This is a genomic window from Apilactobacillus timberlakei (assembly GCF_002993965.1).
Classification (GTDB): Bacteria; Bacillota; Bacilli; order Lactobacillales; family Lactobacillaceae; genus Apilactobacillus; species Apilactobacillus timberlakei.
Window position 1 is genome coordinate 255,459 of sequence record NZ_POST01000003.1, and the last position, 12,457, is coordinate 267,915.

Here is a 12,457-nt window from a genome sequence, read left to right on the forward strand (position 1 = left end):
TATGTTTAAATTGTTGATAAGTTAGTTATCAACAGGTCAATTATAGATATGTGAAAAAACAGGGAGCATTTTATGCTCCCTGTTTTTTATTTGTAGATAACATGAAAATGTTCTAAAACCATTTTAGAATTTCGTGGATTAAAAGTTGATCCTTCATTTCTATATTCATTTTCAAAAAAATCTTTATGAACTTTTCGCCAATATTTTAAACTTTTATCTCCTTCTCCTTCCTTAAAAGCGTGTTCAGCATCTACATCATTAAATAACTTTATTTCTACACTATCAGTGTAAGTTATACATACTGGATTTTTGTTTCCATCTAAAATTACATCATATTCACCAATTTTAGGTAATGGTTCATCTTTTTCATATAAATCATACGCACTGGTAGTACCTGTTTTGATACCATTTATAACTAGTTGTGCTAATTTGTCTGGAATTAATCCAAATGCATAAGCACTAGTTAACTTTGTTTCTTTTGGTAAATTTAGGGTTGATTTAGCTTTATCAAAATATTCTTCCGGAGACATAACTATTTTTTCCTTTCTTTTAAAACTTTCCAAGCACTTCTCAAAATTCCATATTTTACAGAATCCCAATATTTATTTTGCCAATACCTTACCTTTGGAATTTCAGCTTCTTTATTTAAGCCAATTTTATTTGCTAAATGCATCATACTTTTATTGCCAGACCAGGTGGTTAAACCAATATGTGGTAAATCAGTTAGTTCAAACATTTCATTGATCCACATGCTTAAAGCAATTTGCCCAATTCCTTGATGCCAATTATTTTGATCATATATGCAAATACCAACATCTAACCATCTTTTTAAATTTCCATCTTCATAATAAGCTGAAACAGAACCAACAATTTTATCATTATACCAAATGGCTTTGTACATATTATTGTTTAATTGTTTTTTAGAAGCATAACCATTGATAAAATCATCTTTTGCAGGTAACTTATCTTTGAAATAAGGTCCGTTAAATTTAGTCCATTCAGCATTTTGGTCTTTATATGCGACATTCCAAAAAGTTTCTAAATCATTTTTAGTTATTTTTTTGAGAAAGATTGACATTGTTTTCACTCCAAAGCATCTTTATTAAATCTCATCAACTGGTTTTTTACCCTTGTTCTTAATAATACAAAATGTACCAAATAATAATAGCCATATGATAGCACCAATTGCTGGGATAACATCATTTGGATTGAAGAATAAGGTTACAAAGATGAAAGCAAATGCGAAAATTACAATTGGACTGCTGATTTTATACAATGGCATTTTGAATCCATTGGTTAAGTAGTCATCAGAAGCCTTATATTTACGGTGAGCTAACATTGTTAGAATATATACGAAGATGTATAGGTCACTGCCAGCAGCTCCAACGAATTCAAATGAATTTTTAATTGTTGGAACTAAGCTAATGATTGGTGCAAATAAGAATAATGATGCTGACATCCTTATTGCATTTGCCGGAACACCAGCTTTGGAAATTTGTCTAAAGTGTTTAATGATTTTACCGTCTTGTTCCATCGATAATTGATATAAATGCCGGCCTGATGAGAATATCAAACTGTTCAACGAAGAAGCAGCTGATGTTAATACAACAAAATTGATTATTGCTGCTGCGGCTGGTAGCCCAGCTAATTTAAAGACTTGAACAAAGGGACTGTTATTTGGTGAAATTTCGCGCCAAGGGATAATAAACATAATTACTAATAGTGCACCAATGTAGAAAATTAAAATCCGATATACAGTTTGATTAATTGCTTTTTTAAGCACTTCTCGGGGATTTTTAGTTTCACCAATTGTTATGCTTACGAACTCCATGGCTAGAAATGCAAAGAATACCATTGGAATTGCTGATATGAAGGCCACCTTTCCATTTGGAAAAAAGGTAAAATTGTTTGTTAAATTACTAAAACTAGCCATGGCACCATTTGAATCCTTAAATCCAGCAAAAACCATAAATAGTCCAACTAAAATTAAAGAAACAATTGCAATGATTTTAATTGTGGCAAACCAAAATTCAGCTTCACCGAAGACTCTAGCAGCTAAAACATTGATTCCAGTAAGTGCCAGTAAGAAAACTATTTGTATAATTGCACTATTCCACGTTGGAAACCAAAATTTAACATAGATAGCAATTGCCGTAAGTTCTGCCATGCCGCCAAAAATTATTGCAAACCAATAACTCCAACCAGCAAATATTCCGGCACCCATACCTAAGTATTTAGTTATGAATGCTACAAATGTATGTTCTTGTGGAGATGCATATAACATTTCACCAATTGCACGCATCATGAAGAAAAAAACTAAGCCCATTAATGCATATATTAATAAGATAGAAGGTCCAGTTTGTGAAATAGTTGTTCCAGAACCTAGAAATAGGCCTGTTCCAATTGTTCCACCAATTGCAATCATCTGTACGTGCCGATTAGATAAAGTTCTTTTTGTTCCATCTGAATTTATCGATTGGCTATTTAAATCTTTGCTTGCTTTCATAATAAACACCTCCAAAATAATAAAATCAAAATTATATTAAAATTCTAATTGTTTTTTAATTATAAATATAATAATGTTTGTGTCAATTGAACATTAGTAAAAAATTTGCATAATTTGTTCGGAATTATGATGATAATTTACACAAAAAAATGCCTTCAAAAATTTTTGAAGGCATTTTGCTTTATTCTTTTGTTGAAGAAACTACTAAAAATTGAATAATACTTAATATAACTAAAAATAGAATTGCAAAGGTATAACCAATTACATGATTTGTTCCAGAAAATGCAGTTATCTTAGTAATAATTGTGGAAACAATAACGGTTCCAATTGCTCCAGCAAATTGTTGAACTGTAGTTAAGATGGCATTCCCATCGGCTTTTATATCAGCTGCTAAGTAATCTAGCCCCTTTGTCATAATGTTCCCATATGATAATCCAATTCCAATCATAATAATCGTGTAAAAGATTGTAAAAATAGTATCACTTAAATTGTAAGAAGTAACTGTTAAGTAAATTAATGAAACAATGATTGCCCCAATGCCAGTTAAAATTGGTTTCTTAGCACCAAAATGATCTAACAAACTTCCAGAAAATGGTGAAATGATAGCTCCAACTACAGCACCAGGCAATAAGATTAATCCAGCAATGCTTGAGGAACTATGATTAATAATTTGTACATAATTAGGAACAATGAACGATAGTCCAAGGATAATTAATTGATTTATAAAGAACGCAATTACATATTTTGAATAAGCCATATTCTTAAGAATCTTAACATTTAAAATAGTTTCTTCTTTTCGATTTTGTATTTTTATAAATATAGTTAAAGCGATAATTCCAATTAATACTGGTAAAATAACGGAAATATTAAGTAGTGGTTTACTACTAATATTACTAATTCCAAAAATTAAACCAGCAAATGTTAAGAAGATTAAAATAAAGCTGAATACATCAAATTTATTATTGCTTAACTCACTTTGTGGCAATTTTGGAACCGATATAATTCCCAAGATAAAAGCTAAAAATAAAATTGGAATTAAAATGATAAAAATATAACGCCAACCTAGCGTAGTAACAATAATCCCACCGAATGTAGGCCCCACAGCAGAGGCTGCAGCGGTTATTAATGAGCCGAAGCCCATCATAAAACCAAGCCTACTTTTTGGAACATTTTCCAAAATAATATTAAACATTAGTGGTAGTGCAATTCCAGTCCCAATGCCTTGGATTAACCTTCCAATTAATAAGAAGATAAATGCTGGTGCCATTGCATCAACAATCAACCCAATTAAGAATAGAATACTAGAACATATAAATAAATGACTAGTCTTGAACCTTTCTTTTAGGAATTTAGAAAGTGGTATCACACTTGATAAAACCAATAGATAAATCGTTGTAATCCATTGAACCACATTTAGTCCAATATGGAATTCTGAAATTAAAGTTGGAAATGTGATATTCATCGAGGTTTCAACAGTCACCCCACTGAATGTCATTACTCCGACAGCAATTATTGCTAATAATACGTTTGTTGATATTCTCTCTTTCATTAAATAATCATTATATTTCGTCTCCTATAAAATTTGTATTATAAAATTAGTATTGGTAAGTATAATGAATTTAATTTTTTCGTGCAAGAAGAAATTAAAAAAAGATATCCACAAAGTTTTTTTAATACTTGTGGATATCTTTTTATTAGTCATTTAATAAGTAGCTATATTTACTATTATGTTTAAAAAACATTTGCGCATATTTACAAATTGGTTTAATTAATAAGTTCTTATTTTTGGAATACTTGATTATTTCTAACATTAGTTTATGAGCTACACCTTGTCCGCGATATGCTTTTTCAACCAAAACATGATTAATGAACATCGTATTATCTTTGATTGTGAAATTAGCTTTAGCGATTACTGAATCATTTTGCATTGCATAAATATTTTCATTATTATAACTAAATTGCATTTTTAATTCTCCTTTTATTATGCAAAAATCATTCTTTCATCGGATATTTTTATTCATACGGATTTCCATACTTATTACAGTATTCGTAAAATCCATATTTATACATATAAGTCATCTTGCCTATATTTTCATCACTATCTTCATTTATCATTTTTAGTACTAAGTTTGTGAACTCCAATGATGCTGTTCCATTAGCAGTTACAAGATTTCTATCTTTGATCGCTTGTGATTCTATAAAATTATCTTTATTTGTATAATTTTTAAATTGTTCCATCATATATTTGGAATTACCTGTATGTTTATAGTTATTTAAGAAACCTTTTTTTGATAAATAATTAACAGCTGCACAAATTGCTCCTATATAAATATTATTATCAAATGAATCTTTTATAACATTAAATAATTCATCGTTTTCTATATTCCAAGAATTACCACCTATCAATACTAGTAAATCTATGTTACTAGGAATATCTTCAAGTTTATAATCTACTTTTGTATTAAATCCGCCAATAGATTTTACATAATTTTTGTTAGATGCCGTTTCTACTTTCCAATTTTCGTCCTGATTTAACTGACTTGCTAAATAAGCACTTTCCCAGTCAGAATATTTGTCTAATATTATAAAAATTGCTTTTTTCATTAAAAATGTCTCCCTTCACAATTATTAAACAATATTTTACACCTGATATTATTTATAACATAACTATTATTATTTATAACATAATAAAATTCATAAGTTATGTTTTATATATATTTATATAATCTTATTAGTATAACTATTTTTCCAATAAATATTTTTAATTCATCTAATCCGATTCATAATATAAATTTTGGTAAACAAACAATGTTTAATTTTAATATTATCGATATGCTTAACTATTTACCTATTCAAATATGGGGAAACATATTATTAATATTTCCACTAGCTATTTTTTTAAATTCACTATTTCCAAATAAATTTGATGGTTAGCATATTAATATTATTGTTGGTTTCTTATCAACATTATTAATAGAAATATTTCAATTAATCCTTAATTATTTTTATTTAGGATACAGAGTATTTGATGTTAACGATATAATTTTAAACTTTATAGGATACATATTAGGATTAATAATATATATAATTATTAAATTTATATTTGGTCGTAAAATAAAACTTTTAAGTATTAAAAATTAAATCTTAATTTATATTGCTATTTGTACTTAACGTTTTTAAATCGTTAGGTGCTTTTTTTATGATTTTTGCTATATGGTGGCTTTTTATAATCAGTTGTTAATAATATTTGCGCAATGTTTAGTATTAATTTACAAATGTTATGGAAAATTTCTTTAAGTTTTTTCATATTTATTTGATAATAATATACAAGATAAAGGGGTGATTGAATGGAAAATATTTTTCCTGAACAATTAAAAATACATAGAAAGAAAAACAACTTTACACAAGAAGAAGTAGCTAAAAAATTATATGTATCTAGACAAGCAGTTTCTAAATGGGAATCTGGAGATGTAACACCAGATTTAAATAATTTGATTACGTTGTGTAAAATTTTTGATTGTGATTTAAACGATTTAGTTTTTGGAATAAAAAAAGAAAAAAGTAGAGAAGAAGAAATAACTGGGTATATTTGGTCAATAGGAATTATTTTAATATTAATTGCAATATTTATATAATCTATTTAATAAAAAACAGCACTTAGACTCTCTGCTCTAAGTGCTGTTTTTTGTTATAAATATATTTGTAGAGTGTAGGAATATGGTTATTTTGCAGGATTATTTTTTACCTTCAATTATTAATCCATCTTAAAGAAGCAGCTTTACAATCCTGATTAATGCGTAAGTTTAGTCTATATTTACGATTTGAATTAATATTTGATTGATTCTTCATAACTAAGTGCTTTTTCATTATTGGAAAACCCTCTTTCCTTTAAGATTATTAATAATATAACAATGGAATCTTAAATAAAACTTAAGAAAAGATCTTTTTCTTTGACTTTTTAGTCTACAAATGTAGACTATATATAAATAATAAATTTGAGAGGTGGTAACCATCGATAACAAAGTCAGTAATATTTCCGATGCTGAATGGGAACTAATGCGAATCTTGTGGACAATTGGTGATTCAAGAAGTAAGACAATTATTGATTTACTTTCCAAGAAAAGTGACTGGAGTGAATCAACCATTAAAACTTTAATTACTAGGTTGAAGAACAAAAAAATCATTGGAGTTAAAAAGATTGATAAAAAGAATTATTATCACTGTTTAATAAATGAACAAGATGCCTACAAAATGAAAATTAAACATATGTTTAATGAAATTTGTTGTATGCAGTATGGTTCAACGCTTGATTATTTAATTAATAACATTGATTTGAGCAAATCCGATATTAGTAAACTGATTAAAACTTTAGATAAAAAAATGGTGGATGCACCAGAAAAAGTCGAATGTCATTGTTTAGGAGGTAAGATTTATGAGTGACAAAGATATGAAGAACATGGATCATAGCAAGATGAACCATGAAAAGATGGATTGTTGCAGTACAGACAAAAATGGTCATATGAATCACAAAAATATGAAAAATTGTGATATGGATCATATGCAACATGATGATAAAAAGAACATGCATCATGATATGAGTAATATGGAACATGACCATTCAGAGCATATGCATCATGATATGGATCATAATCACGAAGATCATAGTCATATGCAACACGATATGGATATGAGTAATATGCACCATGGCGGTAGTCATATGGATCACATGGACATGGGGAATATGAACCACGATCATGGACATATGATGATGAATCATGGTGGTCACATGATGGATATGGGTGATTTGAAAAAGAAATTTTGGATTTCGCTAATTCTAACAATTCCAATTATCCTTATGTCACCAATGATGGGAATGAAACTACCATTTCAATTAACTTTTAGTGGTTCTGACTTTATTGTCTTAGTTTTAGGTAGTATTTTATTCTTTTATTGCAGTACCCCATTTTTCAATGGTGCCAAGGGTGAAATACAAAATAAAAAGCCTGAAATGATGTCACTAATCACATTGGGGATTTCAGTTGCATATATTTATAGTATTTATGCAGTAGTTGCTAATGACATTTTGCATGTAACTCCAATGGTTAATGATTTCTTTTGGGAGTTATCTACATTAATTGTGATCATGTTATTGGGTCACTGGATTGAAATGAATTCAGTAATGAATGCAGGTTCAGCAATTAATAAACTATCAAAATTATTGCCGGATAATGCACATTTAATTAGCGATAACCAAACTAAGGATGTTTCCACAAGTGAATTATCAGTTGGGGATAACATTTTAATTCAAGCTGGAGAAAAGATTCCTGCTGATGGAACTATCTATGATGGGTCAACTTCAGTTAATGAATCATTAGTAACTGGTGAATCAAGAAGTATTAATAAGAAATCAGATGACTCAGTTATCGGTGGTTCTGTTAATGGTGATGGCACTATTAAAGTTAAAATTTCTGGAACTGGTAATAGTGGTTATTTATCCAAAGTGATGAATATGGTGCAAGAAGCTCAATCTGCTAAATCAAAAACAGAAAATTTGGCTAATCAAGTTGCAAGTTACTTATTCTATGCGGCATTAATTGTTGCTGTAATTGCATTTGTTACTTGGTCATTGATTAAAGGGGTTAGTTTTGCAATTCCAGTCACTGTAACAGTATTAATTATTGCTTGTCCACATGCACTAGGTTTAGCAGTTCCATTAATAATCTCTAGAACAACTTCCATTGCTGCTACTAATGGATTGTTGATTAGAAATAAAACTGCACTAGAAAAAATTAATGATATTAAATATGCATTAATGGATAAAACTGGAACCTTAACTGAAGGAAAATTTCAAGTTAATGGTTATGACAGTTTAGATAATAATTATGCAAAAGATGAAATCTTAAAAATTGCTGCTAGTGTGGAACAAAATTCTAATCATCCATTAGCGACAGGGATTATGGAAGCCGCTAAACAAAAAGAATTATCATTATCTGATGTAAATAGTGATAATCAAATTACTGGATATGGAATGAAAGGGACAATTAATGATCATGAATTCTTAATTGTTTCCGCTGCATATTTAGATGCTAATAATATTCAATATGATGCTAGTTCATCTAAACAATATCTAGAAAAAGGTAATTCATTAAGTTATGTAGTTGAAAATAATAAAGTCATTGGTTTTGTTGCCGAAGGAGATTCAATTAAATCTGGATCTAAAGACATGATTAAATACTTACAAAGCCAAGGGATTACTCCAGTTATGTTAACTGGTGATAATGAATCTGCTGCTAATAAAGTGGCTTCATTACTAGGTATTACAGAAGTAAAAGCTAAATTACTTCCAGAAGATAAACAAAAGAATGTTACTAATTATCAAAAAGATGGCAAAGTAATGTTTATTGGTGATGGAATTAATGATGCACCTAGTTTAACTCAATCAGATATGGGAATTGCGATTGGATCAGGAACAGATGTTGCAGTTGATTCTGCTGATGTTGTATTGGTTAACAGTAATCCACTAGACGTGGTTAGCTTAGTTAAATTAGCTAAAGAGTCACATACTAAGATGATTCAGAACTTATGGTGGGGTGCTGGTTACAACATTGTAGCTTTACCATTAGCTGCTGGTATTTTAGCATTTGCTGGAATTATGTTAGATCCAATGGTTGGAGCAATTATCATGTCACTAAGTACAGTGATTGTTGCTTTGAACGCATTGACTTTAAAAATTAAATAATTAATCTAATAAAAATTAGCTAACCTTTTTTAAGGATTGGCTAATTTTTATTTATGTATATTTATTTTAAAAATATAGTTAATTAATATATAATCGCAATTATGTTAAATAACAGAAAGGAATAACGATATGAAAAGATTAATATTTTCGGTCATTTTAATTTTTATTTTATTTATTTCGTGGAATCATTATAAAAATAATAATTCAAACAACAATTTCCGATATGAAATTAACCAAGTTAAACAAGGTAATTTTAAAGAATTATTAGGATCAAGAAGCCAAGCAGATTTAAAAAATGAAGCAAGTGAATTAGGCGGAGCTATTAATAGCCAATTTAAACAAGCAGAAAACAAATTTAATAAAACAAATGATGAAAGTGCTAAAAATAGAACCAATGAAGAGAATAAAGGCTTTAATTCAGCAATAAACAATAAAAGCTTTAATATTAATAACATTTCTGCAGAATTTAAAAAAGGTTATCAACAAGGATTAAAGAAGTTATCTGAATTAGCTAAAAAGTTACATTTGATTAAAGAGGACAATAAGTAAATCATATTAGTAAAGGGTGCTATTATTTAAAGTTAAGGGGATGTTTAAAATGAATGAAATATTTTTATTGATCTTTTTAGCAATAATAATCTTAATGACAGGATTATCTATATTTCAGTTACATTTAAAAAGAAATAACCTGTTAATTGTTTCTGTGGTTATTAATATTTTATCTGCAATTATTATATTGATATCAGTAATTCTATAAACTTCATATATTTTGTCATATATGATTATTTCTGCAGGGTTAACAATATTGGCAAGTATTTTAAACGGTATTGGTAATAATAATCTACACATAGCACATCATATTGTAAGGACAATAATATTTGCACTTTTAATTTGGTTAACAGTGAAATAAAAAATTGATTATATTATTTTTTAAATTTATTTACCGTAAGTTATATTTTGAACTATATTTTATGCTTAAAATTAATGGGGATGTTATCATGAAATTTTTTAAAATTAGTAGTTTGTTTTTTATAATATTATTTATTATCGGTGATTTATTCTTGTTTTTTAGAAAAACTGATGGTAGTGGAATCGAAAATAACTTTGCTAATCAAGTAGTTTCATTAATGATTTTGGGAGCATTGTTTTTGATAATATTAATTGTACATATCATTGTTTATCACAATATAAAAAGATGATAATTATTTTTGAAATCTTTTGTTTATCATTATTAATTTTTTCAAAGTCCTTTAGTTGATCTATATTTCACTAAAATGAAAAAGAGACTTAAATAATAAGCCTCTCATTAATTAATGACCGTTATGTTTTTGAATTTTTTTCTTTTGTTTTATATTAAATACATTTTGCTTATGTTTTTTTATATAAAATCGTTTGTTGCTTTTAATACTTTTCTTTTTGGCATGGATTTGAGCTTTTATAGCATTCTGGGCTTTTGTACTGATTCCTTTTTTAACCGCTTTCTTACTCATCCTTTGAAGCCTTTTAGGATTAATACGTTTGCTATATTTATTAATACAAGAATCTTTTTGTACATAAAAGTTAAATTTATCCCAATTATAAAGTATTAAATGTTCAATAAGTGGCATTTTCGGTTCAGAAGTACCTAAAGTCATTTGAGCAACCTCATAATTATCATTATAATTCCTTTCTACTATAATTTTATAAAATGGATTGTCAAAAATAACTAAAGTTTTATTTTGAACAAAATTTTGCATAACACCTATGACCTCCTTAAAAATAATGAAAGATGGACATCCAAGGAGGAAGGATACTGATAACTAATTTTATTAGTTACGTTTGGACTACCAACCAAAACTGTGTTTTTACTTTCAAAATAATACTAACAAATATTTATTAAAGACGGCAATGAAATATTTACATATTTGTAATAGAATTAAAATGTATAATCAACTAAATTTATTGGAGCTTACATTTTATGTCAAAAGATTTTTATAAAAGTAAAGAATATAGTAAAGGTATGCAACAGGCATTAACAGATCAAAATACTTATGAATATTTAAAAGAATATAAAATTATGAAAAGAATTTATTTATTCGGTATAAACAACAAATTAAGATTAAGAAAGATATTTAATATTTCCCATAGTCATGAATACTTAAGAGGATATGATAAGGGGATTTCAATGTTTGAAAATTAATATAAGTAGTCTTTTATATGGATAATTATAAACAATTTATTAGTGGTATTATTGATGGATTCGGTCAAATGGTTATTTTTATAGTGGATAAAATGTTTAATTGGTAAAATAAATATTTCACTTATAAAAAGACCTAGAAGTTTGTCTTCTAGGTCTTTTTATATTGATTTGTTAAGATTAATTGGTTAAAAAAAATAACATTGATTTGACTTTTTATAAATTTTAAGTAACATATAAATTACTTAAGGAACTTATATGTTACTTAAGTAGGAGTGTAAATATGAATAATAAAGTAAAGCTCGTCAGAGTTTCTAAAGATCTCCAGCAAAAAGATTTAGCTTTAGAAGTAGGTATTTCAAGGCAAACGTTAAGTTTAATTGAAAAGGGTAAATATAATCCATCTTTAAAGTTATGTGTGAATATTGCTGAAGCCTTGGATTCAGATTTAAATTCATTATTTTGGAAGGTGTAAGAATGGGAAAAACAAAAGAGTCACTATATATTAGGATAATTAAACATATTTATGGAATTCATGGTTATTTTGATGAATATAAAAAACAAGAAGTCAATAGAATAGGTAATAATGCATTTTTAATATTATTTCTTCTATTTGGACTAGAAATAATATCCACCAGTTTTTCTGCATTAATATTTGAATCTAGTAATGTCTTGATAGTATTAATGTGGAGCAATTTATTAATATTTTTAATAATACTTTTGTATTTAGCTTTTTCTGTTTCAAAACTTAAGTTAGATCAAATTGAAACATACGATAATAAGGATTATAGTCATCAGATTAAAAAACTTAGAAAAAAATGCATTATGTTAGCATTTAATTTCTTTATTATAGAAAGAATTGTATTCTTTCTTATTGATTTGTTAACAAATGATAATCACTTAACAATTTTACAATTAATTATTTCACCTAAAGAAAATATTGTATGGGGAATAACATCAATTATATTTTCTATCACTTTATATTTTGTTCAAAAATCTAAAATCAAGAAATAATTTTACAATTGAAGGAATAAAC

Annotated in this window: 17 protein-coding genes; 10 read left to right on the forward strand and 7 right to left on the reverse strand. The window is 27.4% G+C overall.

Annotation, left to right across the window (positions count from 1 at the left end; all coding sequences use genetic code 11):
* Positions 1–86: 86 nt before the first annotated feature.
* The 6 genes from C7N71_RS05135 to C7N71_RS05160 all read right to left on the reverse strand — a co-directional run bounded on the left by C7N71_RS05135 (position 87) and on the right by C7N71_RS05160 (position 5,110).
* The gene (locus C7N71_RS05135) at positions 87–530 is read right to left on the reverse strand and encodes an ASCH domain-containing protein (protein WP_105988062.1); all 444 of its coding nucleotides are present in this window, start codon (positions 528–530) and stop codon (positions 87–89) included.
* 2 nt (positions 531–532) lie between these two features.
* Positions 533–1,078 carry a GNAT family N-acetyltransferase gene (locus C7N71_RS05140; protein WP_105988063.1) on the reverse strand — a complete coding sequence of 182 codons (546 nt, stop codon included), beginning with the start codon at positions 1,076–1,078 and terminating at the stop codon, positions 533–535.
* A gap of 24 nt (positions 1,079–1,102) precedes the next feature.
* The gene (locus tag C7N71_RS05145) at positions 1,103–2,506 is read right to left on the reverse strand and encodes an amino acid permease (protein WP_105988064.1); all 1,404 of its coding nucleotides are present in this window, start codon (positions 2,504–2,506) and stop codon (positions 1,103–1,105) included.
* A 181-nt stretch (positions 2,507–2,687) separates the two neighbouring features.
* Positions 2,688–4,055 (reverse strand): MFS transporter, encoded by a 1,368-nt coding sequence (locus C7N71_RS05150; RefSeq protein ID WP_105988065.1) that lies wholly within the window; start codon positions 4,053–4,055, stop codon positions 2,688–2,690.
* Between the two features lie 145 nt (positions 4,056–4,200).
* A complete protein-coding gene (locus C7N71_RS05155; RefSeq protein ID WP_105988066.1) occupies positions 4,201–4,470 on the reverse strand; it encodes a GNAT family N-acetyltransferase in 270 nt (89 codons plus the stop codon).
* Between the two features lie 49 nt (positions 4,471–4,519).
* The gene (locus tag C7N71_RS05160) at positions 4,520–5,110 is read right to left on the reverse strand and encodes a type 1 glutamine amidotransferase family protein (protein WP_105988067.1); all 591 of its coding nucleotides are present in this window, start codon (positions 5,108–5,110) and stop codon (positions 4,520–4,522) included.
* A 342-nt stretch (positions 5,111–5,452) separates the two neighbouring features.
* Here C7N71_RS05160 and C7N71_RS08330 point away from each other — a divergent pair, with 342 nt between their 5' ends.
* The 7 genes from C7N71_RS08330 (at position 5,453) to C7N71_RS05190 (ending at position 10,444) form a co-directional block, all read left to right on the forward strand.
* Complete coding sequence (locus C7N71_RS08330; protein WP_225361886.1) at positions 5,453–5,647, forward strand: VanZ family protein; 195 nt, start codon at positions 5,453–5,455, stop codon at positions 5,645–5,647.
* A 206-nt stretch (positions 5,648–5,853) separates the two neighbouring features.
* A complete protein-coding gene (locus tag C7N71_RS05170) occupies positions 5,854–6,141 on the forward strand; it encodes a helix-turn-helix transcriptional regulator (protein ID WP_105988068.1) in 288 nt (95 codons plus the stop codon).
* Between the two features lie 367 nt (positions 6,142–6,508).
* Positions 6,509–6,946 (forward strand): CopY/TcrY family copper transport repressor, encoded by a 438-nt coding sequence (locus C7N71_RS05175; RefSeq protein ID WP_140921716.1) that lies wholly within the window; start codon positions 6,509–6,511, stop codon positions 6,944–6,946.
* Positions 6,947–6,992: 46 nt separating this feature from the next.
* A complete protein-coding gene (locus C7N71_RS05180) occupies positions 6,993–9,245 on the forward strand; it encodes a heavy metal translocating P-type ATPase (protein WP_404799023.1) in 2,253 nt (750 codons plus the stop codon).
* Positions 9,246–9,374: 129 nt separating this feature from the next.
* A complete protein-coding gene (locus tag C7N71_RS05185; RefSeq protein WP_105988071.1) occupies positions 9,375–9,794 on the forward strand; it encodes a hypothetical protein in 420 nt (139 codons plus the stop codon).
* Between the two features lie 49 nt (positions 9,795–9,843).
* Complete coding sequence (locus C7N71_RS08060; protein WP_157944361.1) at positions 9,844–10,002, forward strand: hypothetical protein; 159 nt, start codon at positions 9,844–9,846, stop codon at positions 10,000–10,002.
* Positions 10,003–10,243: 241 nt separating this feature from the next.
* Complete coding sequence (locus C7N71_RS05190) at positions 10,244–10,444, forward strand: DUF3923 family protein (RefSeq protein ID WP_157944362.1); 201 nt, start codon at positions 10,244–10,246, stop codon at positions 10,442–10,444.
* A gap of 111 nt (positions 10,445–10,555) precedes the next feature.
* On the opposite strand, the gene C7N71_RS05195 is transcribed toward C7N71_RS05190, so the two are convergent.
* Positions 10,556–10,981: a YjdF family protein gene (locus C7N71_RS05195; protein ID WP_105988073.1), complete on the reverse strand. Its 426-nt coding sequence runs from the start codon at positions 10,979–10,981 to the stop codon at positions 10,556–10,558.
* A gap of 221 nt (positions 10,982–11,202) precedes the next feature.
* Between C7N71_RS05195 and C7N71_RS05200 the strand changes: the two genes are divergently transcribed.
* The 3 genes from C7N71_RS05200 to C7N71_RS05210 all read left to right on the forward strand — a co-directional run bounded on the left by C7N71_RS05200 (position 11,203) and on the right by C7N71_RS05210 (position 12,435).
* A complete protein-coding gene (locus C7N71_RS05200; RefSeq protein ID WP_105988074.1) occupies positions 11,203–11,424 on the forward strand; it encodes a hypothetical protein in 222 nt (73 codons plus the stop codon).
* Between the two features lie 280 nt (positions 11,425–11,704).
* The gene (locus C7N71_RS05205; protein ID WP_105988075.1) at positions 11,705–11,896 is read left to right on the forward strand and encodes a helix-turn-helix transcriptional regulator; all 192 of its coding nucleotides are present in this window, start codon (positions 11,705–11,707) and stop codon (positions 11,894–11,896) included.
* Positions 11,897–11,898: 2 nt separating this feature from the next.
* Positions 11,899–12,435 carry a DUF3278 domain-containing protein gene (locus tag C7N71_RS05210; protein ID WP_105988076.1) on the forward strand — a complete coding sequence of 179 codons (537 nt, stop codon included), beginning with the start codon at positions 11,899–11,901 and terminating at the stop codon, positions 12,433–12,435.
* Positions 12,436–12,457 lie beyond the last annotated feature (22 nt).